This is a genomic window from Novosphingobium sp. AAP93 (assembly GCF_001296055.1).
Lineage (GTDB): Bacteria > Pseudomonadota > Alphaproteobacteria > Sphingomonadales > Sphingomonadaceae > Novosphingobium.
Genome location: NZ_LJHZ01000026.1, coordinates 51975 through 76835, shown reverse-complemented (window position 1 = coordinate 76835; position 24861 = coordinate 51975). Strand labels below are relative to the sequence as shown.

Below are 24861 nucleotides of genomic sequence, written 5' to 3'. Positions count from 1 at the left end.
CTTGCCCACCCCTGGCCCCTCCCGCAAGCGGGAGGGGGATGACGTTGCTTTCGGCCGCGATCGTGAGTGTCTGCTCCAGATCATCGGGTGGCAGCAGCACGAGATGCACCCCCTCGCTGTGCGCGGCGAGCATCGTAAGGTCGATCTCGCACACCCCCTTGGCCTGCCACTCGCCATCGGGGCGGGCCATGCGACCGGCGGAAATCAGGCGGCAGAGGCGGCCATAAGCGGCCCGGTCGGTCGGATAGGCGAGGAAGGCGAGGCCTTCGACCGTCTCGATCCGGCAGCCGATCACCGGACGCAGGCCGAGCGCCTTTGCCTCACCATGCACGCGCACAACACCGGCCATCGAATTGGCATCGGCCACGCCCATGGCATCGTAGCCGAGGCGGTGGGCAGCGAGGACGAGATCGACCGGGTCGGAAGCCCCGCGCAGGAACGAGAAGCAGGTTACAAGGCCGAGTTCGACGAACGGCGCGCGGACGGGTGCGCTGAAAGCCTCGTCGCCCGTCAGGCGCCGCCGCGCAGGAGTGAGCGGACCTTCAGGCATTCTGCTACTCTTGCTCCGTTCGTCCCGAGCGAAGTCGAGGGACCTTGGCCGAGCGAAGTCGAGGCGTTCTGCGCGCCAGTTCTCGGCTTCGCTCGAACTTGCCCCTCGACTGCGCTCGGGGCGAACGGGGCATAGGGAGAGGGAAAGATTGCCCGCTCACGCACAGAGCCCCTGCAGGAACCATTCGGGTGCGCCGCCGCGACCGTCGCCGGCAAGGCCGTGGCGGTAGATCCAGTAGCGGCGGCCGGTGCTGTCCTCGATGCGGTAATAATCGCGCAGGCGCACGGTACTCCGTTCGCGCCACCATTCGGGCGCGATGCGTTCCGGCCCTTCGGCGCGGGCGATTTCGTGCACCCCGCCGCGCCAGCGGAACAGGCGGGGGAGCCCGTCCGGCGCTTCGTAGATCACTGCGATGGGTTCGGGCCGATCGAGCAGCTTCAGCGGGCGCTCGTGGAAGGCGAAGTCTTCCTGCAGGCCGGGCTGCGGCTCCAGCGGCGGCGCCCAGCGCTGCGCACGTTCGGGCAGGTGGCTGGCGCGCGGCAGCGGGCGGCGCACGGCGCCTTCGCCCAGCCGCACGGTGAGCCGGTCCATGCAGGCGGCAAGGCTGGTGCCGTGGCGCTCGGCGGCGGCATCGAGATCGGCTTGCGCGAGCGCCAGCGGTTCGGTCCACGGTGCGATGAGGCGCACGAGTTCGATCCCGAAGCCCGCATCGAGATCATCGAGCCGCGCGGCGAAGAGGCGGCAGACATGCGCGGGATCGCGGGTAGCCGCCGCCATTTCGAGCCGCCGGACAAGGACATCGCCATCGACCTTCCACGCCGCCAGTTCGAGCCGGCGTGCACCCTCCCCGCGCCCTTCGAGTGCGCGCGCCATATCCTCGGCGAGGTCCGCCAGCACACGGTCGAGCAGCGGGCGGTGACGGATCGGCTCCATCAGGCGGCGCTGGACCATCGGCTGTTCGACCGCGATGATGGGGAGCAGCGGTTCGGGCACGCGGCCAAGGAGCTGGTCGAGCCGCACCAGCGGATTGGCGGCAGGCGCGCGGCGGGTGCGGAAACGGCGGGCGAGCGCTTCGCGGCCGATACTGGCCAAGTCCTCGATCCGTTTGAGGCCGAGGCGGCGCAGCAGGAGAAGCACTTCGTCATCGAGCCGCAGCGCCGCGACCGGGAGCGGGCCGAGGCGCTCGAGCATCGCCTCGCCCTCCAGCACCGCGCCATCGGGGCCATAATGCGCCAGGGCCCAAGCGGCGCCTGCCGTAGGAGCCATCGCCACGCGCGCAAGAAGGCCGCGCCGCCGCAGTTGCGCGCGCGCGTCGGCCAAGAGCGCGGCTTCTCCGCCGAACAGATGCGCGGCGCCGGTGGTATCGACGATCAGGCCATCGGGCGGATCAAGCGCGGACCACGGCCCCCAGCGCTGTGCCCAGAGCGCGAGGGCTTCGAGGAAGGCGAGGTCTCCGGCGGGATCGGCCGGGCGCACGGCCAGCTGCGGGCACAGCGTGCGCGCGTCTGCCAGCATCGCGCCAGAGCGCACGCCTTGCTCCGCACCGGCAGCGTTGACCGCGGCGATGCGCGGGCCATGGGCGGTTTCGGCAATCAGCGCGAGCGGGGCAGCGTCACTCCCCTGCCCCCGCCTGCAGCCTTCAGCCAGCCGCCAGCGATCGAGCGCCAATCCCATGCACCAGATCGCCATGATCCGGCGCGGGACCGGCGACGAGAGCATTGCCGTCATCACGCAAGGTCCAGTGTCCGGGTTGAAAGGTGTGGGCGCGGAACAGCTCGGCCTGCCATGCAGGCTGGCCCGGCGCCTGCGGGTTCCAGCGCGGCAGCGGCGAAGCGGCGGCCGCAGCGCGCCAACGCATCCGCGCCGAGCCGAGATCGGTCCGCGCATCGAGCCGCACCAGCCACAGCGCGGTGCCATGCTTTTCCGCCGCGAGGCTGAGGCGGCGCGAGGCGGTGAAATCGAGCGCGCGCGGATTGCCCGCGATTTCGCCGATCACAAACGCAAGGTCGCGGCAGCGCAGCCCTTCCTCCAGCGCGAAAAGTGCATCCTCGGGCGTGTTGGCGGCGACGTGGATCAGGCGGTGGCGCAAGGGTTCGGGCAGGCCCGGGCGATAGGGTCGGCCCGAAAGCCGCAGCGCCGCCTTGTCCTGCACCCAGAGCCACGGGCGCTGGTCTTCGGTATCGGCATGCGCATCAGCATTTTGGGCATCACGCGCCAGAGCCAATGCAAGCGCCGCGCCGGTCGCCTCTCCGCCGGATGCAAAGACTTCGGTATGGCGGCAGGAGGCGGCGATCCCCGGCTTCCAGCGTGCGGACTTGGACAGCACACGCGGCGCAGACCCGCGCCGCAATCCGGCAGGGAGCGGCGGGGAAAGAACATGGACCTCGGAACAGGCTTCGATTCGGTTCATGTTCCTATTATGTTCTTATTCTCCCGCCATGCAAGCGCCCCTGCCCCTCCATGCAAAAGGGCCGCCTCCCCGGGGGAAGCGGCCCTTCTGAAAGGCGCTGGCGCAACCGGTCAGGCGACCGGGGGCACCGGCTGCGGCGGCACGTCGCTGTCTCCCTCGTGCACTTCGACCGTGCCGCGCCCGACATGGCTGCGGCTGCGGCTATAGGTGTAATAGACGAAGAGGCCCGCAATCGCCCAACCGAAGAACAACTGGATCGTCACCGCCGAGAGGCTGAAGAACAGATAGATGCAGCCCGCGATCGAGATCGGCGCGACGATGTTCACCGCCGGGGTCCGGAACGGACGGTGCCGGTTGGGCTCGGTCCGGCGCAGCACGATCACCGCCACCGAAACCGCAGCAAAAGCAAACAGCGTACCGGAGTTCGACACGTCAGCCAGCAGGCCCACCGGGAAGAAAGCGGCGAAAACCGAAACGAACACGCCGGTCATGATCGTGATCACATGCGGCGTGCGGAAGCGCGGGTGAATCTTCGAGAAGAACTCCGGCAGCAACCCGTCGCGGCTCATCACGAAGAAGATGCGGGTCTGGCCGAACATCATCATCAGGATGACCGAAGGCAGCGCAAGGATCGCCGCCGCGCCGACCAGCCAGCCGACGAAGGGATAGCCGACGATGCGCAGCGTCCAGGCCAGTGCTTCCTTCGAACAGACGACGGCATTGTCCTGGATCGCGGCGCAGGCGGCCGACAGTGCAGGCGTACCCGGCGAGAGAATCTCGCCATTGGGGCCGGCCATCGGCTGCGCACCGACTGTGCCGATCACCCCGGCGGCGACCAGCATGTAGAACACGGTGCAGATACCGAGGCTGCCGATCAGGCCGATCGGCATGTTGCGCTGCGGGTTCTTGGTTTCCTCCGCTGCGGTGGAAACCGCATCGAAGCCGACGTAAGCGAAGAAGATCGAAGCCGCGGCCGCCGAAATCCCGCTGAAACCGTTGGGCGCGAAAGGCACGAACTTGCCGGTGTGGATCACCGGCAGCGTGAGCGCGACGAACAGCGAAAGTGCGGTGATCTTGATCGCCACGAGCACAGCGTTCACCGTAGCGCTTTCCTTGGTACCAAGCACGAGCAACCAAGTGATCAGGCCCGCAATAGCCATCGCCGGCAGGTTGATCACCCCGCCATCAAACGGACCGCGCACAAGTGTCAGCGGTATGTCGAGATGGAAGCTCGTGTTGAGCCAGCCGACCATGTAGCCCGACCAGCCGACCGAGACCGCGCCCGCCGCGATCGCGTATTCAAGGATCAGTGCCCAGCCGACCATCCACGCCACAAGCTCGCCCATCACGGCGTAGCTGTAGGTGTAGGCCGAGCCCGAGACCGGCACCATCGCGGCCATTTCCGCGTAGCACAGCGCCGCCACCGCGCAGACGAAGCCGGCGATGATGAAGCTGATCATCATGCCGGGCCCCGCCTTCTGCGCCGCCTCTGCGGTCAGCACGAAGATGCCAGTGCCAATGACGGCGCCGACGCCGAGCATGGTGAGCTGGAACGCGCCGAGCGAACGATGCAGCGATTTCTTCTCGGCAGTTGCAAGAATGGCGTCGAGAGGTTTGACGCGACCGAACATTGATATCTCCCGCCTTGGTCCGGCATGCCACATGCGCCCTGCCCACCCATTGCGCGGGCGCGGCTGCCGATCACCAGGTTTTGCTGGCATAAGTGCTAGCGCCGCCAGTCGCCGCCGCAAAGCGCTTTTTCCCCAACCACGTGGATCGCCGCGGAACAGTCATAAACCGAAACGGACCTAGCCTTGCGGCTTCGTGACATTGGTCTAAAAGCGCAAGCCCAGCGACAGGGAACCTCGCGAATGTCCACGACCTACGTTCTCGACACCTCGACCAGCCGCGCGCACCCGACGCCGGCGCCGATGAAGCGGCTCAACATTCCCGGCATCCGCCAGCGCAAGGTGGACGGAGTGACGGCGCAGCCGGTGGTCATGCTGACCGCCTATACCGCGCGCCAGGCCCAGCTGCTCGATGCGCATTGCGACCTGCTGCTCGTCGGGGATTCGCTCGGTCAGGTCATCTACGGCCTGCCCTCCAGCGTGCCGGTAACGCTCGACATGATGTGCGCCCACGGCGCCGCCGTCGTGCGCGGCTCGTATCACGCGGCGGTCGTGGTCGATATGCCATTCGGCGCCTATGAAAGCTCGCCGCAGCACGCGTTCGAAAGCGCCTCGCGCGTGCTCAAGGAAACCGGGTGCGATGCGATCAAGCTCGAAGGCGGGGTCGCGATGGCTGAAACGGTAGCGTTCCTGACCCAGCGCGGCATCCCGGTGATGGGCCATGTCGGTCTCACTCCGCAGGCGGTCAATGTGCTCGGCGGCTATAACGCGCGCGGGCGCAGCGCAGCGGAAGCGGAAAAGATCGTCGGCGATGCGCGCGCGATTGCCGAGGCAGGCGCATTCGCCATCGTCGTCGAAGGCGTGGTCGAGCCGCTGGCGGTGGCGATCACGCAGGCCGTCCCCTGCCCCACCATCGGAATCGGCGCTTCGGCGCAGTGCGACGGACAAGTGCTGGTCACCGACGACATGCTCGGCATGTTCGAGCGCACCCCGCGCTTCGTGAAAATCTACGAACACCTCGCCGAAACGATCTCCGCCGCCGCCGCGACCTATGCCGAAGAAGTGCGCGCCCGCACCTTTCCGGGGGTGGAACAGACGTATCAGCCGAAGTAAGGGACGAACCGGCCGGTATCACCTGGCCACCACGGGACCACAACTTGCTCAAGAACTTCGGCGGCTCGATCGCCTTCACGCTTGTCTGCCTTGCGCTGGCGGCCGTCTACGGCTGGTTCCAGACCGCATCGTTGCCCGCGACCCTCAGCGTTCTGTGGATCGTGGTGATGCTCTCGGTGCTCGAGGTTTCGCTCTCGTTCGACAACGCGGTGGTGAACGCCGTCGTGCTGCGCGAGATGGACGAGATCTGGCAGCGCCGGTTCCTGACGTGGGGCATGGTGATCGCGGTGTTCGGCATGCGCATCGTGTTCCCGCTCGCCATTGTCGCGATTGCGGTGGGCATGGGGCCGATGGACGCGCTGCGCATCTCGCTCACCGAGCCGGCGCGCTATGAAGCCATTGTTTCCAGCGCACATGTCGGCATCGCAGGTTTTGGCGGAGCGTTCCTGGCGATGGTCGGCCTTTCGTTCTTCTTCGATGGCGAAAAGGACGTGCACTGGATCACCGGCATCGAGCGCGTGCTGGCGCGGTTTGCCGATATCAAGGCGGCGGAAATCGCGATCCTGCTCTTCGCGCTTTACGGCGTGTCGCTGCTGCTCCCGGCGGACGAGGCGCTGACGTTCCTCGGCGCGGGCGCGCTGGGGATCGTGACGTTCATCGCGGTGGAAGCCATCGGCACGCTGCTGGAAATGCAGGAAGCGGCGCAGAAGGCGGCCGGGCAGGTCGTCCGCTCGGGCCTTGGCGGGTTCCTCTATCTCAACGTGCTCGATGCCTCGTTCAGCTTTGACGGAGTGATCGGGGCGTTTGCGCTTTCCAACAACATGGTTGTCATCGCACTCGGTCTTTCCATCGGTGCGATGTTCGTGCGGTCGCTGACGCTCATGCTTGTGCGCAACGGTACGCTGTCGGAATATCGCTACCTCGAACACGGCGCATTCTGGGCGATCGTGGCGCTGGCCGCGATCATGCTGATCTCGGCGCATGTGGAGATTCCGGAGACCGTCACGGGCCTCATCGGCGCGGTGCTGATCGGCCTCTCGCTGTTGTGGTCGGTCCGCCACAAGCGCCGCTTCCCCGATAGCGAGATCGAGGAAGCTCTGCGGGCGGAGTGAGCCGCCTTCGAATGCACTCCCCCCAAACCCGCTCATGCTGAGCTTGTCGAAGCATTATGCCCGGCGGTCGCGCCACCACCCTTCGACAGGCTCAGGGTGAGCGGACTTGGGACCTGTCCGAGGTTCCGCCCCTCAATCGAGCGGCACGGACGCCAGCTTCGGCGCAGGCGCAGGCGTGCCGAGGAAGCGCGGCGCGGGCGCGGGCATCGTCATCCCGCCATCCTCCACGAAGGTGCCGCGCGCCGCGTTGTGCGGGTGTTGCGGCGCTTCCTTGAGGCTGAGGACCGGCGCGAAGCAGATGTCGGTGCCGTCCATGATCGCTTCCCACTCGGCGCGCGTCTTGGTCTTGATCAGCCCCGCGACCTTGGCCTTCAGCGCGGGCCACTGCGACTGATCGTGCTGCGCCGCCATCGCCGGATCGGCACCAAGCCCTGACTTCTCCATCAGCAGTGCGTAGAACTGGGGCTCGATTGAACCCAATGCGATCCACTTGCCGTCGCTCGTTTCGTAAGTATCGTAGAAGTGCGCGCCGCCATCGAGCAGGTTCACCCCGCGCTCGTCCTTCCACTGGCCATTGCCGAAGAACGTCCAGGTCATCGCCGAGAGCACTGCCGCGCCATCGACCATCGCGCAGTCGATCACCTGGCCATTGCCGGTGCGCTGCGCCGAAAGCACACCCGCGAGCACGCCGAACGCCATGACCATGCCGCCGCCGCCGAAATCGCCCACGGCATTGACCGGGAACTGCGGTTTCCCACCCGCCGCGCCATAGGTGTGGAGCGCACCGGCAAGCGCGATGTAATTGATGTCATGCCCGGCCAGCGGCGCCATTGGGCCGTCCTGCCCCCAGCCGGTCATGCGTCCATAGACAAGGCGCGGATTGTCGGCGAGCAGCACGTCCGGCCCGAGCCCCAGCCGCTCCATCACGCCCGGGCGGTAGCCCTCGATCAGCGCGTCGGCGGTCTTCACCAGCTCGCGGATGCGGGCAATCGAGGCGGGATCCTTGAGGTCGAGCTCGATCCGCATGCGGTTGCGGTTCAGGATGTCGCGGTTGCCGGCATCGCCGGTGCGGCCGGGCTTTCCGGGACGGTCGATGCGGATCACTGTGGCGCCGTGGTCGGCCAGCATCATGCAGGCAAAGGGACCGGGGCCGATCCCCGCGAACTCGAGAACCGTCAGACCTTCCAGCGCACCAGCCATCTCTCACCCCTTATGTTTTAACTGATCGGTTGAAACGGGGTTTGCCGCGCGATCGCGCCGCTGTCGAGCCTTATTGCACCGCTTCGGGCTGACCGCGCGCAGCGAGTGCGCGCGACACGGCAACATAATCGTCCCGCCGCGGCCCTTTGGCCCACGAGGCGGCAAGAAGTTTCATCGCCAGCACGCTCTGCGGATTCTGTGCGAGATAGCGCGAGGTCATGGAATCCGCATCGCGGACAAGGCCGAGCGCACGCAGAGTGGCGTCCATCCGCCGCAGCACCGGCTCGTTGAAGCGGATCGATGCGCCGTTCTGATAGTCGGCCAGCGCGCCCGCCATGTCGCCGCGCATGGTGCGGACATCGCCGGCAAGCAGGTGCGCCTCCGCCGCGCCGGGATTGGCATCGCGCAAGCGGTCCGCCGCAGCTTGCGCTTCGTCCTTGCGCCCTTCCTTGAGCAGCGCACGGATAAAGGGCACCGCCGTCTGCGCCTGACCCGGCGCATCGACATAGGCCGCGCCCAGCACGGACGCGCTGAAGTCGGTCGGCAGCGGCACCGGGCCATGCGCCATGGGATGGGCAGCACGGGCAAACAGCGCCTCGGCCCGCGCCTTGTTGCCAAGCCGCCGCCAGCTCTGGCCGACCAGTCGCAGCGTATAGGGCACCGCGAAAGCCCTGTCGGCGTCGCCGTCGAACCGGGCTACCAGCGGCTGGTCGCTCCCTTGCCGTGCCATCGCGCGCAGCAGCATCTGCCGCGCTTCCAGATTGTCGGGCTGCAGCCGCACCAGCCGGTCGAACTGTTCGACCGCCACGTTGGTGTTCCCCGCGCGGTATTCGAGCACGCCCGTCAGCAGGATCGCCGCCGGCATGTCGCGGAAGGCATTGCCGGTGCGCTGCAGGATCGTGCGCGCCAAGTCGGTCTGCCCGGCCCGCGCCGCCAAAACCGCCTGCAGGAACGCCGGACGCGGGTTCTTGGGATCGACCTGTGCCAGCTTGCGGCACACGATCAGCATCGCGCGATAGTCGCCCATATCGCCGAGCGTCGCGGCATATTCGCCGAGCAGCGCCGGATCATCGGGCCGCACCTTGAGCCCCGCCTCGAACCACGGCAGCGCGGCGGCGAGGCCATATTGCTCGCGAATCAGCAGGCCGCGAAAAGCGAGCGCGCGGGCATTCTTCGGATCGAGCGCGACGGCGCGGTCCGCTGCCTCGATCGATTGCAGCTGTTCCCCGCCCGAGAAGCGCAGCGCAGCAATTGCGACCCAGAGGTCGGAATCCTTGGAATTGGCCCTCAGCGCAGCATCAAAGGCATTCGCCGCACCGCGCAGATTGCCCTCGGCCAGCGCAATCTGGCCACGCACACGCCAGCCGAGCGCTTCGGTGCCGGGAGCAAAGCTTCCGCCTTCGAGCACCTTGCGCGCTTCCGCCCGATCGCCCTCGGCCAGCAGCGCCTCGCCCAGATGCGCGCGCAATTCATCCTCGCGCGCACCGTTCTTGATCGCCGCACGCAGCATGACTTCAGCCGAGACCGGATCGCGCCGCTCGATCGCCGCCTGCGCCTTGGCGCGCAGATCGTCGAGCCGCGAGGCGCCGACCGCCGGCCCCGCCAGCAGCAGCAAGCCCACCGCAAGGCCAAGCGCCCGCTTAATGCTGAAGATCGTACTGCTTGAGCAGGTCATAGAGCGTCGGCCTGCTGATCCCCAGCAGGCGCGCCGTGTTCGAGATATTGCCCTCGCTGCGCGCCAGAGCATGCCGGATCATCTTGCGGTCGGTCGCCTCGCGCGCGGACTTGAGGTTGAGCGGGTTGGCCTCGTCCTCGCCCGGCTCGGCAAGGTCGAGGTCGCTCGCTGAGACGAGCTTGCCATCGGCCATGATCACCGCGCGCTTCACCCGGTTCTCGAGTTCGCGCACGTTGCCGGGCCAGGTCCACGCGTCGATGGCGGCCAGTGCATCGGGCGCGAAGCCCTTGACCGAGGGGTTCATCTCGGCGGCAAACCGCGTGAGGAAGGCCTTGGCCAGCAGCGCCGCATCGCCCGGCCGCTCGGCGAGGCTCGGGATGCGGATGACGATCTCGGCGAGGCGGTAGAACAAGTCCTCACGGAACCGACCGTCGGTGATCATCGCCTCGAGGTTCTGGTGCGTCGCGCAGACGATGCGCGTGTCTACCTCGATCGAGCGCCGCCCGCCGATGCGTTCGATGGTGCGCTCCTGCAGGAAGCGCAGCAGCTTGACCTGCAGCGGGAAGGGAATGTCGCCCACTTCGTCGAGGAACAGCGTGCCGCCGCTCGCCTGCTCGATCTTGCCCTCGGTGGTCTTGACCGCGCCGGTGAACGCGCCTTTCTCGTGGCCAAACAGCTCGCTTTCGAGGAGGTTTTCCGGGATCGCCGCGCAGTTGATCGCAACGAACGCGCCCTGCCGCCGCGGGCTGGCCTCATGCAGCCCGCGCGCCAGCAGCTCCTTGCCGGTCCCGCTCGCGCCCAGCAGCATGACCGAGACATTGGTGCCCGCCACGCGTTCGATCGTGCGTGCGACCTTCACCATTTCCGGCGCACCGGTGATCATCCGGCCCAGCACCTTGTTGCCTTCGGGTGCCCGCTCGGCAAGCTGGCGGTTCTCCGCCTCGATCTTGTGGAGATGCAGCGCGCGGCGCACGATCAGGCCCAGCGCATCGATATCGACCGGTTTGGCGTAGAAATCATAGGCGCCCTGCTGGATCGCCCTGAGGGCGCTTTCCCGTGCACCATGGCCGCTGGCGACGATCACTTTGGTATCGGGCTTCAGCGCCATGATCGCATCGAGCACGGCAAAGCCTTCGCTGGTGCCATCCGGATCGGGCGGCAGGCCGAGGTCAAGCGTCACCACCGCCGGCTCTTCCGACCGCAGCAGCGCGAGCGCGGTCTGGCGGTCGCCCGCGATGAGCACCTCGAAATCCTCGTAGGCCCATTTGAGCTGCGCCTGCAGGCCCGGATCATCCTCGACGATGAGGAGCTTGGGGAGCGCCTTCGCGGGCGCCGGGGGGCGGTCCTGGATCATCATGCCACTTTCTTGTCACTGGGCTTGTCGTCTGACGCAACGTCAGGATGTGTTTCGAGTTCGGTCGCCACCACCAGCGGCAAGCGCACCGAGAACCGGCTGCCGAGGCCCTCGCGGCTTTCCACTTCAAGCCGGCCGTTCATCGCCCGCACCAATTCGCGCGCTTCGAACGCGCCAATGCCGAAGCCGCCCGCCTTGGTCGAGACGAAGGGCGTGAACAGCCGGCTCTGCACGAAGTCCGCGCTCATCCCGCTGCCGGTGTCGGCCACTTCGATCACGCCATTGAAGCCGTCGAGCCGGGTCTGGAGCAGCACCGCCATGCCGGGCTGGCTGGCATCGATGGCGTTCTGCACGAGATGGGCGAGCACTTGTTCGAGCGTCTCGCGGCTCGCCGTGACGAGGCATGGCTGGCCCGGCGTTGCATAGACCGGGCAATCGCCCCCGGCCTCGCGATATCGTGCGGCGACGGCTTCAATCACTTCAGCCGCATCGATCGCTTCCAGCCGCTGCACGCCGCCAGCGCCGTAACGCGATAGCCGCGCCAGCAGCGCGTTGAGCTTATCCGCCGAGTTGGTGAGCGTCACCAGCATGTCCTTGCGGAAGGCCGGGTTGTCGGCATGGCGCTCGGCATTGCGCGCCAGCAGCGCGAGCTGGCTGGCGAGGTTCTTGATGTCGTGCATCACGAAAGCGATGCGGCGGTTGAATTCGTCGAACCGGCTTGCCTCGAGCAGCGCGCTCTGCCCGTTGTGCTCGGCGATGTAGCTTGCAAGCTGCTGGCCGACGACGCGCAGGAGGTCGAAGTCCTCCCAATCGAGCTTGCGTGCGAGCGGCGGGCGGCCGAGCACGACCAGCCCCACCAGCCTGTCGAAATGCACGAGCGGAACCAGCGCCCAGGCTCCGGTTTCCTCAACCAGCCACCGCGGCATCAGCGCCGCCTCGCCTTCATGGTCGGTCCCGGCGCGCACTTCATCCAGGTCGACGATGAAGCCGCGCCGCTCGAAGAACTGCGCGGTTTCCACCGGCATTGCCTCAGCCGGCACTTCGGCCGTCGGCCACTGCCAGCGCGCGGCCAGCACGAGATCGCCGCCCTCGCCCGGTATCAGCATGAGGCCGCTGGCGCTGTCGGTGATGTCCGCCAGCGCCTGCACCACGCGCGCGTGCAGCGGCGCAGCACCCGGCCCGCCGCGGCCGATCGTGCGGGTGAAGCGCAGCCATTCGGCGCGGTAGTCATAGCGGTGCTGGAAGAAGTGCTTGGCCAGCATCACATTGAGCCAGCCGCGCAGCCGCCCCGATGGCACCAGCGCGAGGATCACCACCGTTGTTGCAAAGGCAAAGCCCAGCTGCGCCAGCTGGCTGACATCGCCGCCCAGCCATGCGACCGACTGGGCCGCCGCCACCATCAGGATCAGGTAACCGCCGATCACGAGCAGCGAAAGCGACTGGAACGCCACCGAGCGGCTGGGCGAGAACCGCAGCGCCGAGCCTCCGCGCATTGCCCCGACCGAAACCAGCAGAACCACGCCGATCTGGATCAGGCCCCGCAGCGCCACCATTTCCTGCGGGATAAGATGCCCGAGATAGGCGATCGTGTAGAAATTGAGATCATAGCCCCACATCAGCGCGAGCGCGAGCGCAGTCCAGCGCACGGCATCGCGCTGCCCGCTGATCGCGCCGACATAGAGGTTGTGCACCAGCACCAGCGCGCCCGTCGTCAACAGCAGGCGGAACATCACCGAAAGCTGGAAGATCATTGCGGCGGCGGAGTCGATCCCGGCAAAGCGGATCGCCAGGACGAGCAGCACGACCTGGAACAGCTCGACCATCGCGAGTACCGCCAGCACCGGGCGCACCTGCACCACGCTGGTATGCCGATTGTCGCGCGCGAACAGCGAGTAGACGATCCCCAGCCAGCCGAGGTTGCGGATGAGCTCGAAGACTTGCGTGATCGCCACGCTCTGCCCGAACGAGGAGGCGAGGAGACACCAGGCCGTTGTCAACGCCAGGGCCGCGATCAGCGCCCGGCTGGTCTCTTTGCCTCGCCGGTGCCGGTCAACCAGCCACACGGTGAGCAGCATCGCCGCGAACGCCGCGGTGAGATTGCTCCACTGGCTGAGGCCGGTCCATTCGAGCGGGCTGTGCATGGCCTGCTCAGCGTGCGCCTTCGTTCCAGAGCACCACGCGCAGCGTCTGGAGGAGGATCAGCAAATCAAGGAACGGACTGTAATTCTTGGCGTAATAGAGGTCGTATTCGAGCTTGTGGCGCGAATCCTCGATCGAGGCGCCATAGGGATAGTTGATCTGCGCCCAGCCGGTGATACCCGGCTTCACCATATGCCGCTCTGCGTAGTAGGGCAGCTTTTCCTCGAGGTCGGAGACGAACTCCGGCCGCTCGGGACGGGGGCCGACAAAGCTCATCTCACCCTTGAGCACGGTCCACGCCTGCGGCAGCTCGTCGATGCGCAACTTGCGGATCAGGCGGCCGACGCGGGTCACGCGCGGATCGTCCTTGGCGGCCCACTGCGCACCCGCCTTCTCGGCATCGGTGCGCATCGAACGCAGCTTGATCAGGCTGAAATTCTGCCCATAGAGCCCGACGCGGGTCTGGCGGAAGAAGGCCGGGCCGCGGCTGTCGAGCTTCACCAGAAGTGCGAAGAGCGCGATCACAGGCGCGGTCAGCAGCAGAAGCGCAAGGCTGGCGCAGATATCGAAAATGCGCTTCATCGCGCTCGAGATCATCCGGCCTGACGAGAACCCGTCCGAAAAGATCAGCCAGCTGGGATTGACCGTGTCGAGATCGACGCGTCCCGTCTCGCGCTCCATGAACGTCGAGAAATCGTTGACGTGGACACCGGTGGTCTTGATCCGCAGCAGATCTTTCAGCGGCAGCGCATTGCGCCGCTCCTCCAGCGCGAGCACCACTTCGCTGACGCCGAGGTTCTCGACATAGCGCGTCAGGTTGTGGATCGCATTGCGGTTGATCGCTTCCTTGATCACTGGCGCGCTGTCGCTCATGCCGACGAAGCCGACGATGACGAAACCCGCCTCGATCCGCTCACCCAGCTGGCGCAGCCGCTCCGCCCGGTCACCTGCCCCCAGCACCAGCACGCGCCGCCGGAACACCGCCGTGCCGAGCAGGCCGCCCAGCAGGATGCGGATGAACACCAGCAGCACCATTGCGATGAACATCGCGTAGAACAGGTTCGATCGCCACAAGGTGTGGCCGGGCAGCAGGAAGTAGACGACCGAGAGCGCGATGATGCCAAGGCTGATCGCCACCAGCAGCCGCGCGGTGGCATAGCGCATCGAGCGCAGGGCGTCCGATCCGTAGACCCCGACCGCGATCATCGCCATCTGCACCAGGCCGGCAAAGATGAGCAGCGGCATCCACCGGTCGGCCAGCACGCCGCTGTCGATCCCGATCTGGTGCGCGCGGACCGACCAGCCAAGCTCTCCCGAGGCGATCAGCAGAACGAAATCCAGCAGTGCCAGCAGGAACACCGCGTTCGGGATGTAGAGTTTGAACAGCCGGATCATGCAGAAGGCATACGCGCAAAGGCGTAAACCGTCGGTAAACTTGACACCTGCCCGATGGTGTCCAAGCGCCCGGAATCAAGGAAAACGCACCGCCTCGGCCTCGCGCACTGCCGATTTGTCGGCGCGTTTTACAAATCTGGTCAGTTCTGCGGTGCAGTCTTGTCAGCCGCCTTCTCCGCCGCGTCGCCCGCCTTCGATGCAGCCTTGCCGACATCATGCGCGGCTTCGGCCAAGGCGCTGTTCTTGCGCGCATCGCTGTCCGTCATCTTGTTCAGAAGCAGGGCGCCAACGATGATCGCGACGATCACCGCCAGCACTATCAGCCAGCCAGACGCACCGCCGGACGGGCGCTCGACTTCGACAATACGTTCATCGCTCATGACAGCTTCCTTCCATTGCACCCACCGCATGGGAGTAATCCACTGGGGCGCACCGATGTTCCGCCAAAATGCGCACATCGCGCTGGCGCCCGCTTCCGTGCGGTGTCATGTTGCTGGCCATGCGGGAGAAGGAATTGCGGCTCGCACTGGTCTGCTACGGCGGCATCAGCCTTGCGGTCTACATGCACGGCGTCACCAAGGAAATCTGGTACGCCACGCGCGCCAGCCGCGCGTTTCATGAGGAAAGCCCGCCGAGTTCCGGGGCGGAGGCGGTCTATCGCCGCATGCTCGACACGCTGGTTTCCACGCGCGACCTCAAGCTGCGCATTTTGCCCGACATCATCTCGGGTGCGAGCGCTGGGGGGATCAACGGGGTCTTCCTCGCCCAGGCCTTGTCCAGCGGCCAGAGCCTTGAGCCACTGACGACGCTGTGGCTGGAGCGGGCCGACGTCGAGATCCTGCTCGATCCCGATGCGCGGCCATGGAGCAGTTTCGCCAAGTTCTGGGCGCAGCCGCTGGTGTGGTTCCTGCTCAAGCGTCCCGGCAATGTCGTCAGCCGCACCGTCGGGTCGGCCAAGACGCGAAAGGAAGTCCGCCTCAAGCTCTCGCATCTCATCCGCGCGCGCTGGTTCGCGCCGCCCTTCAGCGGCATCGGCTTCTCGCGCCTGCTCGCCGAAGCGCTCGATGCCATGGCGGAAACCGGGGGCAACACGCCGCCGCTGCTCCCCGCCGGCCATCCGCTCGACTTGCTCGTCACGGCGACCGACTTCAACGGCCACCTCGAAGACCTCAGGCTCAACAGCCCCCCTGTCGTCGAGGAAAGCGAACACCGCCTCGCCATCGGCTTTCGCCGCAACGCCGCTTCCGGCGCGGGCGAGGACATCGCCGAGCGCCCCGAACTCGTCTTCGCTGCGCGTTCCACCGCCAGCTTTCCCGGCGCATTCCCCCCGCTGATGCTCGCGGAAATGGACCAGTTGACCCACGAGCGCGACCTTGCGTGGCATGGCCGGGAAGCCTTCCTCAAGCGCGTGATGCCGAGCCGCTGGAAGCGCGGCCAGCTTGCCGAAGTCGCGCTGGTGGATGGTGCAGTGCTCGTCAACCGCCCGTTTGCCCCCGCCATGGCGGTGCTGCGCGATCGCCCCGCCCAGCGCGAGGTGGACCGGCGCTTCGTATACATCGACCCCAGCCCCGACCGCATGCGCATGCCCGATCACATGGAGCGCTCGGTCGGCTTCTTCTCGGCGATCTTCGGTTCGCTGTCCTCGATCCCGCGCGAACAGCCGATCCGCGACAACCTCGAAGCGCTCGAAGCCCAATCGCGTGAACGCGCGCGCCTCCGGCTCATCGTCGATACCCTGCGCGGCGAGATCGATACGGCGGTCGAGCGCCTGTTCGGCTACACGTTCTTCTTCGATCAACCGAACCTGAAGCGCCTTACCGCATGGCGCGCCAAGGCCCAGCAGGCCGCCGCCGAACAGGCCGGATTCGCGTTCCACGGCTATGCGCAAGTCAAGCTCGCCGGCGTGGTCGCGGACCTGGCGCAAGTCGTCGAGGAAGCGATGATCGAGGTGCCCGAGCGCGGCGCCGTGGAAGCCGCGCTCTGGACGCACCTCGCCATGCTGGGGTTCGACCGCCTTGCTGAGGCAAAGGGCGGAGCGACGACGGAGGCCATCGCCTTCTTCCGTGCGCATGACCTTGCCTTCCGGGTGCGGCGCCTCAAGCTGCTGGCGCGGCGGCTGACGCAGGACTGGGAAGAAGCCGAAGGCATCTCGCTCGCCGAACGCGAGGCCGCGCGCGATATCGTCTACCATGCGCAGGCGCTCTATCAGGCCAAGCAGACCGCGGCGGGCCTTGGCGAGGATTTTGCCGATGTTGCCGCCAAGGCACTGGTCCGCCCGGCCGCCATCCTTGAGGAGATCGCCGCTCGCCGCGATCTCACCGGCATCGATCTTGTCGTCGATGCGATGATCGTCGAAGGCCTTGCCGCAATGAGCAAGCCGCTGCGCCGCCGCTTCCTCTATGCCTATCTCGGTTTCCCGTTCTACGATGTCGCCACCCTGCCGCTGCTGCAAGGCGAAGGCATGGGCGAATTCGATCCGGTCAAGGTCGACCGCATTTCGCCCGAAGACGCGATGTCGATCCGCACCGGCGGCACGAGCGCCTGCCTCAAGGGCATCGAATTCTTCCACTTCGGCGCGTTCTTCGCGCGGGCCTACCGCGAGAACGACTACCTTTGGGGCCGCCTCCACGGCGCTGAACGCACGGTGGACCTGATCGCCTCGACTGCCGAGCCGCCGCTGGCATACAGCGTGATCCGCAGCTTCAAGCGGGATGTATTCCTCGCCATCCTTAAGGAAGAAAAGCCGCGCCTGACCGCTGAGGCAGGCATGGTCGATGGCGTGATCGCGGAAGTGCACGCGATGTTTGCCGAGAGCTGAGTTCAGCCGGGTCCACTGTGGCTCACCCTATCCCTTGCCGCCTGCCCCGGACCGCTCATGCTGAGCTTGTCGAAGCATCATCCTCGCCGGTCGCGCCAGCACCCTTCGACACGCTCAGGGTGAGCGGAATTGGGGTCGGAAGCGTAGCCGAACCTCGTGGAGACTCAGCGGCCAATTTCCGCCTGACCTGAGCCGCTACTCCGTCAGATCGTTCCACACATCCTTGATCCGGTCGAAGAACCCCTTTGACTGCGGGGTTTCCTCGCCCGTCTCGGTCGCCTGGAACTCGCGCAGCAATTCGCGCTGGCGCGCAGAAAGCTTTGTCGGTGTCTCGACCTGAATCTCGATCACCAGATCGCCAGCGCCGCGGCCCTGCAGCACGGGCATGCCTGCCCCGCGCTTGCGCAGCTGCTTGCCGGACTGGATGCCGGCCGGGATCTCGATCTTGTGCCGCGCCCCGTCGAGGCCCGGAATCTCGATCTCGCCGCCCAGCGCCGCCTTGGTGAAGCTGATCGGGCAGCGCGTGAGCAAGGTCGTGCCCTCGCGCTCAAACATGCGGTGGCGCTTCACATGGAGGAAGATGTAGAGGTCGCCCGCCGGTGAACCGAACGGCCCGGCCTCGCCCTTCCCCGCAACGCGGATGCGCGTACCGTTGTCGACGCCTGCCGGGATCTGGACTTCGAGCTTCTGCTCGGCATCCACGCGGCCCTCGCCGCGGCAGCTCTTGCAGGGGCTCTCGATCACTTCGCCGCGGCCGTGGCAGGTCGGGCAGGTGCGCTCGACCATGAAGAAGCCCTGCTGCGCGCGCACCTTGCCGTGCCCGCCGCACAAGTTGCAGCGCCTTGCCGAGGTACCCGGCGTCGCGCCGGTGCCGCCGCAAGGCTGGCAGCTCTGCGCCACTTCGACCGCGATCTCCGCCGACTTGCCGTGGAACGCGTCCTCGAGCGTGATTTCCATGTCGTAGCGCAGGTCCGCGCCGCGCCGCGCCTGCTGGCGCCCGCCGCCGCCGAATGCGCCCCCGAAGATGGTCTCGAAGATATCGCCGAGATCGCCAAAATCGCCGCCGCCCGCAAAGCCGCCGCCGCCCCCACCGCCGCCCTGCTGGAACGCGGCATGGCCATAGCGATCATAGGCCGCCCGCTTCTGCGGATCGGAGAGGCAGGCATAGGCCTCGTTGATCTGCTTGAACTTGGCTTCGCTGTCCTGGCAGCCCGGATTCTTGTCCGGGTGATACTTCATCGCCAGCTTGCGATAGGCGGACTTGAGGACTTTCTCGTCCGCGGTGCGCTCGACTTCGAGCAGCTCGTAGAAATCAATCTCTGCCGACATTGCGGTCCCACCTCAAGGCGACCGGCCCGCCACCATGCCTCATACGAGGCAGGCAGCGGGCCGGCTCAGCGCAACATCACTTGGTGTCGTCGACTTCCGAGAACTCGGCGTCGACCACGTCCTCGGCACCCTTGGGAGCCTCGCCGCCCGGAGAAGCCGCAGCAGCCTGCTCCTTCTCGTAGATCGCCTGGCCCATCTTCATCGCCTTTTCGGTGAGCGCCTGGGTCTTGGCGTTCATATCGGCCGGGTCGCCGCCCTCGATCGCCTTCTTGGCGTCGGCAATGGCTTCCTCGATCTCGGCCTTCAGCGAAGCGTCGATCTTGTCGCCGTTCTCTTCCAGCTGGCGCTCGGTCGCGTGGACAAGGCTGTCGGCGTTGTTGCGCGCCTCGGCCGCCTCGCGGCGCTTCTTGTCCTCTTCGGCAAACTTCTCGGCATCGCGCACCATCTGCTCGATGTCGTTGTCCGAAAGGCCGCCCGAGGCCTGGATGCGGATCTGCTGTTCCTTGCCGGTGCCCTTGTCCTTCGCAGAGACATTCACGATGCCGTTGGCGTCGATGTCGAAGGTCACCTCGATCTGCGGCACGCCGCGCCGCGCCGGCGGAATGCCGACGAGGTCGAACTGGCCGAGCAGCTTGTTGTCCTGCGCCATCTCGCGCTCGCCCTGGAACACGCGGATCGTCACCGCCTGCTGGTTGTCCTCGGCGGTCGAGTAGACCTGGCTCTTCTTGGTCGGGATCGTCGTGTTGCGGTCGATCATCTTGGTCATGATGCCGCCCAGCGTCTCGATGCCCAGCGAAAGCGGGGTCACGTCGAGCAGCAGCACGTCCTTGACGTCACCCTGCAGCACGCCGGCCTGGATCGCCGCGCCCATGGCGACGACTTCGTCCGGGTTCACGCCGGTGTGCGGATCCTTGCCGAAGAACTCCTTCACCACTTCACGCACGCGCGGCATGCGGGTCATGCCGCCCACGAGCACGACGTCGTCGATGTCCTTGGCGGTCACGCCCGCGTCAGCCAGCGCCTTGCGGCAGGGCTCGAGTGTGCGCTCGATCAGCTTGGCGACCAGCTTTTCGAGGTCCGAACGCGTCACCGTCTCGACGAGGTGCAGCGGGGTGGTGCTGCCACCTTCCATGCGCGCGGTGATGAAGGGCAGGTTGATCTCAGTCGTCTGCGCGCTCGAAAGCTCGATCTTGGCCTTTTCGGCAGCTTCCTTCAGGCGCTGCAGAGCCAGCTTGTCGGTGCGGAGATCCATGTTCTCCTTCGACTTGAACTTGTCCGCGAGGTGCTCGACCAGCACGTTGTCGAAGTCTTCACCGCCGAGGAAGGTGTCGCCGTTGGTCGACTTCACCTCGAACACGCCGTCGCCGATCTCGAGCACCGAGATGTCGAAGGTGCCGCCGCCAAGGTCGTAGACCGCGATGGTCTTGCCGTCCTGCTTGTCGAGGCCATAGGCGAGCGCGGCTGCGGTCGGCTCGTTGATGATGCGCAGCACTTCAAGGCCCGCGATCTGGCCGGCATCCTTGGTCGCCTGGCGCTGCGCGTCGTTGAAGTAGGCGGGTACGGTGATCACCGCCTGCGTCACGGTCTCGCCGAGGTAGCTTTCGGCGGTTTCCTTCATCTTCTGGAGGATGAAGGCCGAAATCTGCGAGGGGCTGTAGTCTTCGCCGCCCGCCTTGACCCATGCGTCGCCGTTCTTGCCCTTGACGATGCCATAGGGAACCAGCGCCATGTCCTTCTGGGTCATGGGATCCTCAAAGCGGCGGCCGATCAGGCGCTTCACCGCGAAGATCGTGTTGTCGGGATTGGTCACGGCCTGGCGCTTGGCCGGCTGCCCGATCAGGCGCTCGCCATCCTTGGTGAAAGCGACGATCGAGGGCGTCGTGCGCGCGCCTTCGGAATTTTCGATGACCTTCGAAGTGCCGCCGTCCATCACCGCGATGCAGCTGTTGGTCGTGCCGAGGTCGATACCGATAACTTTAGCCATGTCGTCCTGTTTCCTTGCCCTTTGGACGCTGCGGGTGCGGCCCCCCGAACCGGGCAAGCCTTCGTCTATGCAGCTCCTTCACAGGGCGATATAGGTCGCCTTCTTTCCGGGACAAGGCCTGCGCCTGCGCCTATATTACGTCTCGTTTCAAGACTGGAGAGAGCCTCGATGCCCCCCATCCGTTCCGCCGCCCTCATCCTTGCCGCCAGCGTGAGCCTGCTGGCACTGGCAGGCTGCAGCGGCAATGCCCCCGATGCCGCTGCATCGGCGTCGGCTTCGGCCTCGGCAAACGCCCTGGCGCCCGACAACGCGCCGAATGTCAGCGTGATCGAACCGGTGATCAAGCTGCCCGCAGTGCCCGGCAACCCGGGCGTGCTCTACTTCACCATCCAGCAGACGGCGGGCAAGGCCAACACCCTTGTCGCCGTCCACGTCGACGGCGCCGGCCGCGCGCAGATGCACCAAAGCAAGACCGAGAACGGAGTCTCCACGATGGAACCGGTCAACGCGGTCGAATTCAGCGAAAGCCAGCCCGCCGAGTTCAAGGCCGGTGGCTATCACGTCATGCTGTTCGATCTCGCCAATACGGTAAAGCCGGGCAAGGATGTCGAAGTCACCTTCACTCTCGCCAACGGCGACAAGGTCAGCACCTTCGCCAAGGTTGAAGAAACCGGCGCAATGGAAGGCATGATGGACCACATGTGAGCGTCCACACGCTTCCGCCCGGCGCCGAACGGTCCCTCACGCCGGACGAGCTGGTCTTAGCGCACAGCGTCTTCGGCGATGCCATCGATCTCGCGCCGGTGCGCATCCGCCGCCGGCGCTGGTTCCCGTTCCAGCCGCGCGGGACCGTCATGGCGCCGATGGGGCACATCCATTTCCATCCCGCCGGGCCGCATTACCGTGACGATTTCAGCACGGCTCCGCTCGGCCTGCAAAGCCTGTTCATCCACGAACTCGTCCACGTCTGGCAGAGCCAGCAGCGCGGCCGTTTCTACCTGCCGCTGATGCGCCACCCGTTCTGCCGCTACGAGTACCAGTTCAATCCGGCACGGCGCTTCTCCGCCTACGGTATCGAACAGCAGGCTGAACTGGTCGCGCACGCCTTTCTCGCAGCCCAAGGGGCACCGCACCCGGCGGCGCCCCCGCTTGCGTCACTGCAATCCGTCCTGCCGTTCCCAATTAGCCTCGCCTGACCAGCCTCAGCAGCGGACCTCGTACTCGTTGCCATAGCGGTCATGGCGATAGCAGCGGCCGTGCTTCTTGATCAGCGAGCCGCCCAGCGCGCCCGCCGCCGCGCCGATCGCGGCTCCGGTGCCGACATCGCCGCCGCTCGCACCGCCCAGCAAGGCGCCGGCTGCGGCGCCACCCAGCGCGCCCTCCCCGGCATAGTTGCGCGCGCAGCCCGCCGTGGAAAGCGCGGCAAGAGCCATGACTGGAAGAAGGAATTTGCGGTTCATCGTTCGGTCTCCTCAAGGCCCGCCTCAAGGTCACAAACGCCTGCCCGCAGTTCCGGTTCCGCCACGCGAAAGCCCGTCTGGCCGGATCTGGCGCGAATGCGCCCAGCCGTGGCATTTTTGCCGCGCAGGAGAAGGACCGCCGAAATGCCCCACGCCGTCGACACCCACACCATTCTCGATGCCGTCGCCGCCGCGCGCGGGGGCGTGCGCAATGTGTTTGACGACATCGACCCGACACGCCTCGCCCACATCTGTGTCGACATGCAGAACGGTTTCATGGAGGAAGGCTCGCCGGTCGAAGTCCCCATGGCGCGGGAGATCGTCGGCAACATCAACCGCATCAGCGCCGCCGTCCGCAAAGCAGGCGGGCACAACGTGTTCCTGCGCTTCACCACGCCCGATGCAGCAAGCTGGTCGGTTTTCGTCCGCCGCCTCGGTGAAGGCGCCGCCACCCACCGTGCCGCCTTCACGCCAGGCGCGCATTACCACGATTTCTGGCCCGCGCTCGATGTTCAGCCCGGCGATGCAGTCGTCGACAAGCACCGCTTCAGCGGCTTCACCCCCTGCACCAGCGACCTCGACGCCGTGCTCAAGGCGCGCGGGATCGATACCGTGGTGATCACCGGCACGCTCACCAACTGCTGCTGCGAAAGCACTGCGCGCGATGCGATGCAATTCAACTACCGCGTGCTGTTTGCAGGCGATGCCAATGCCGCGCTGACCGACGCCGAACACGCCGCCACGCTGCACAGCATGGCGTTCGTGTTCGCTGATCTTTACGATACGGACGAGGTCGTGGCGCTGCTGCGCTGAATAACCAAAGTTTTTACCCCAACCCGCTCATGCTGAGCTTGTCGAAGCATCAAGCACAACGGCAGCGCCAGCACCCTTCGACAAGCTCAGGGTGAGCGGATTGGGGGATTGGATCAAACGGAAATCAGCCTCAATCCGGCTTCTTCGCCACCGCCACCATCGCTGCGCGCAGCAGGCGGTCCTTGATCATGTAGCCGGCCTGCAGTTCCTGCAGCACCGTGCCCGGCTCCACATCGGCCGACGGAATCTCCAGCATGGCTTGATGCTGGTGCGGATCGAGCGGCAGGCCCTTGGCGGCAATCCGGCTGATGCCGTGGCTGGCGAACACCTTCTCGATCTCGCGGCCCGTGGCTTCCAGCCCCGCCACGAGGTTCTTCATCTTGTCGTCCTCGCGCAGCTCCGCCGGGATCGATTCGAGCGCGCGCGAGAGGTTGTCGGCGACCGACAGAATGTCGCGGGCGAACGAGGTCGCGGCATAGGCGCGCGTATCGGCCACTTCCTTTTCCATGCGGCGACGTACGTTCTGCGTCTCGGCCTTGGCATAGAGTACGTCCTGTTTGGCCGCCTCGAGATCGCTCTTCAGCGCCTCCACCACATCGGCCAGCGCATCGCCACCCTCCGTCAGTTCAGAGGGCACACCCTCCAGCTCGGCAGCCACTTCGGCATCCTGCGGGCGCGTGTCGTTCTCAGTCATTTTCTACCAAATCCGTCCTGGGTGATGATCCTGCTCAAGGATTGAGCCGTGAAATCAACCATGGGGACAACCCGCGCATAATTCAACCGCGTCGGTCCGATAACGCCGACAACGCCCACCACGCGCCCCTCCCCGTCGCGCCACGGCGCCGCGATCACCGAGGAGCCCGAAAGCGAGAACAGCCGGTTCTCGCTGCCGATGAAAATGCGCGCACTGTCCGCTTCGCGCGCGGCATCGAGCACGCCCGCGATGGCTTCCGCGCTTTCAAGTTCGTCGAGCAATTGCCGCACCCGTTCGATATCTCCAAGCGCGGCTTCATCGAGCAGATTGGCCTGCCCGCGCACCACCAGCACCGGCCGCTGCGCCGCGTCGCGGCTCCACACCGCAAGCCCTCTCTCGACCAGCGCAGCACTCGCAGTATCCAGCGCCGAGCGCCCACCCGCAATCTCCGCGCGGATGAGCTGCAGGGCCTCGCCCAGCGTACGGCCTGCCACGCGCGCCGTCAGGTAATTCCCCGCCTGCTCCAGCGTCACCGCACTGGCCGAGCCGGGCAGATCGATCACCCGGTTCTCGACGCTCCCGTCATCGCCCACCAGCACGACGAGTGCGCGCCCTTGCCCCAGTGGCACGAACGAAACCTGCGCCAGCCGAACCTCGCGCCGCGGCACCATGACCACGCCCGCCGCCGCCGAAAGATCGGACAGCGCCGAACTCGCCGCCGCCAGTGCCGCCTCGATCGTGCCGCCTTCCGCCAGCCCCCGCTCGATCTGCGCGCGGTCGGCCGCAGATGGCTCAGCCACTTGCATGATCCCGTCGACAAACAGCCTGAGGCCCACCTCCGTTGGCATCCGCCCCGCGCTGGTATGCGGCGCCGCCAGGAGCCCCGCATCCTGCAGTTCCTGCAAGACCGAACGGATCGAGGCAGGCGAAAGCGCCACGCCGCCGCTCCCGGCAAGGGTCCGCGAACCGACCGGATGGCCGCTGGCGATATAGCCTTCGACCACCAGCCGGAAGATTTCGCGAGCGCGCGTGGAAAGTTCGGTCAGACCGGGTCCTGCCATGCCCCATATCTAGGGCAGATTCGCCGGCCATGAAAGGGATCGGCGTCCCCGCCTTTTCGTGAGGAGGGGCCTTCCCTTCCACTACCGGCTGGCTAAAGGCTGCGGAAACATTGAGCAAAGGAAGTT

General features: G+C 66.4%; 21 protein-coding genes. 6 read left to right on the top strand and 15 right to left on the bottom strand.

The features are described 5' to 3' along the window. The 4 genes from IP83_RS05660 to IP83_RS05645 all read right to left on the bottom strand — a co-directional run. The coding region (locus IP83_RS05660) for a PHP domain-containing protein (RefSeq protein WP_054121237.1) at positions 1-550 on the bottom strand (550 nt) is incomplete at its 3' end. A 156-nt stretch (positions 551-706) separates the two neighbouring features. Then, entirely contained in the window at positions 707-2278 is a 1572-nt protein-coding gene (locus tag IP83_RS05655; RefSeq protein ID WP_054121236.1) for a DUF6504 family protein, read from the bottom strand. Further along, positions 2190-2960: a hypothetical protein gene (locus IP83_RS05650; protein ID WP_231624921.1), complete on the bottom strand. Its 771-nt coding sequence runs from the start codon at positions 2958-2960 to the stop codon at positions 2190-2192. The genes IP83_RS05655 and IP83_RS05650 overlap by 89 nt, the downstream gene beginning before the upstream one ends. Positions 2961-3070: 110 nt before the next feature. After that, on the bottom strand, positions 3071-4591 hold the full coding sequence (locus tag IP83_RS05645; protein WP_054121235.1) for an amino acid permease: 1521 nt from the start codon (positions 4589-4591) through the stop codon (positions 3071-3073). A gap of 240 nt (positions 4592-4831) precedes the next feature. On the opposite strand from IP83_RS05645, the gene panB reads away from it, so the two are divergent. Both panB and IP83_RS05635 read left to right on the top strand, forming a co-directional pair. Then, positions 4832-5701: a 3-methyl-2-oxobutanoate hydroxymethyltransferase gene (gene panB, locus IP83_RS05640; protein ID WP_054121234.1), complete on the top strand. Its 870-nt coding sequence runs from the start codon at positions 4832-4834 to the stop codon at positions 5699-5701. 44 nt (positions 5702-5745) lie between these two features. Then, positions 5746-6813 (top strand): DUF475 domain-containing protein, encoded by a 1068-nt coding sequence (locus IP83_RS05635; protein WP_054121233.1) that lies wholly within the window; start codon positions 5746-5748, stop codon positions 6811-6813. A 132-nt stretch (positions 6814-6945) separates the two neighbouring features. Here the strand turns inward: IP83_RS05635 and IP83_RS05630 are convergent, their stop codons facing one another. The 6 genes from IP83_RS05630 to IP83_RS05605 form a co-directional block, all read right to left on the bottom strand. Further along, positions 6946-8013, bottom strand: a complete 1068-nt coding sequence (locus IP83_RS05630) for a CaiB/BaiF CoA-transferase family protein (protein WP_054121232.1) — start codon at positions 8011-8013, stop codon at positions 6946-6948. A 70-nt stretch (positions 8014-8083) separates the two neighbouring features. Continuing rightward, the gene (locus tag IP83_RS05625) at positions 8084-9688 is read right to left on the bottom strand and encodes a tetratricopeptide repeat protein (protein ID WP_231624920.1); all 1605 of its coding nucleotides are present in this window, start codon (positions 9686-9688) and stop codon (positions 8084-8086) included. Beyond that, positions 9654-11045, bottom strand: coding sequence for a PEP-CTERM-box response regulator transcription factor (gene prsR, locus IP83_RS05620; protein WP_231624919.1), 1392 nt, complete (start codon positions 11043-11045; stop codon positions 9654-9656). Before prsR ends, IP83_RS05625 begins: the two co-directional genes overlap by 35 nt. Further along, a complete protein-coding gene (prsK, locus tag IP83_RS05615) occupies positions 11042-13183 on the bottom strand; it encodes an XrtA/PEP-CTERM system histidine kinase PrsK (RefSeq protein ID WP_054121231.1) in 2142 nt (713 codons plus the stop codon). Before prsK ends, prsR begins: the two co-directional genes overlap by 4 nt. Positions 13184-13190: 7 nt before the next feature. Further along, a complete protein-coding gene (locus IP83_RS05610; RefSeq protein WP_054121230.1) occupies positions 13191-14576 on the bottom strand; it encodes a TIGR03013 family XrtA/PEP-CTERM system glycosyltransferase in 1386 nt (461 codons plus the stop codon). Positions 14577-14716: 140 nt separating this feature from the next. Beyond that, entirely contained in the window at positions 14717-14956 is a 240-nt protein-coding gene (locus IP83_RS05605) for a hypothetical protein (RefSeq protein WP_156309592.1), read from the bottom strand. Between the two features lie 119 nt (positions 14957-15075). Between IP83_RS05605 and IP83_RS05600 the strand changes: the two genes are divergently transcribed. After that, a complete protein-coding gene (locus IP83_RS05600; RefSeq protein WP_054121242.1) occupies positions 15076-17394 on the top strand; it encodes a patatin-like protein in 2319 nt (772 codons plus the stop codon). Positions 17395-17589: 195 nt separating this feature from the next. Here IP83_RS05600 and dnaJ read toward each other — a convergent pair whose 3' ends face one another. Together dnaJ and dnaK are read right to left on the bottom strand one after the other, a co-directional pair. Next, on the bottom strand, positions 17590-18723 hold the full coding sequence (gene dnaJ, locus IP83_RS05595) for a molecular chaperone DnaJ (RefSeq protein ID WP_054121228.1): 1134 nt from the start codon (positions 18721-18723) through the stop codon (positions 17590-17592). A 76-nt stretch (positions 18724-18799) separates the two neighbouring features. Beyond that, positions 18800-20707, bottom strand: coding sequence for a molecular chaperone DnaK (gene dnaK, locus IP83_RS05590; RefSeq protein ID WP_054121227.1), 1908 nt, complete (start codon positions 20705-20707; stop codon positions 18800-18802). Between the two features lie 168 nt (positions 20708-20875). On the opposite strand from dnaK, the gene IP83_RS05585 reads away from it, so the two are divergent. Both IP83_RS05585 and IP83_RS05580 read left to right on the top strand, forming a co-directional pair. After that, positions 20876-21412 (top strand): copper chaperone PCu(A)C, encoded by a 537-nt coding sequence (locus IP83_RS05585; RefSeq protein WP_054121226.1) that lies wholly within the window; start codon positions 20876-20878, stop codon positions 21410-21412. Beyond that, complete coding sequence (locus tag IP83_RS05580) at positions 21409-21903, top strand: hypothetical protein (RefSeq protein WP_054121225.1); 495 nt, start codon at positions 21409-21411, stop codon at positions 21901-21903. Before IP83_RS05585 ends, IP83_RS05580 begins: the two co-directional genes overlap by 4 nt. 6 nt (positions 21904-21909) lie before the next feature. On the opposite strand, the gene IP83_RS05575 is transcribed toward IP83_RS05580, so the two are convergent. Further along, a complete protein-coding gene (locus IP83_RS05575) occupies positions 21910-22167 on the bottom strand; it encodes a YMGG-like glycine zipper-containing protein (protein WP_054121224.1) in 258 nt (85 codons plus the stop codon). A gap of 144 nt (positions 22168-22311) precedes the next feature. Here IP83_RS05575 and IP83_RS05570 point away from each other — a divergent pair, with 144 nt between their 5' ends. Continuing rightward, positions 22312-22980 carry a cysteine hydrolase family protein gene (locus IP83_RS05570; RefSeq protein WP_054121223.1) on the top strand — a complete coding sequence of 223 codons (669 nt, stop codon included), beginning with the start codon at positions 22312-22314 and terminating at the stop codon, positions 22978-22980. 130 nt (positions 22981-23110) lie between these two features. Here IP83_RS05570 and IP83_RS05565 read toward each other — a convergent pair whose 3' ends face one another. Then, a complete protein-coding gene (locus tag IP83_RS05565) occupies positions 23111-23674 on the bottom strand; it encodes a nucleotide exchange factor GrpE (protein WP_054121222.1) in 564 nt (187 codons plus the stop codon). After that, positions 23671-24735 carry a heat-inducible transcriptional repressor HrcA gene (hrcA, locus tag IP83_RS05560; RefSeq protein WP_054121221.1) on the bottom strand — a complete coding sequence of 355 codons (1065 nt, stop codon included), beginning with the start codon at positions 24733-24735 and terminating at the stop codon, positions 23671-23673. Before hrcA ends, IP83_RS05565 begins: the two co-directional genes overlap by 4 nt. Positions 24736-24861: the final 126 nt, after the last annotated feature.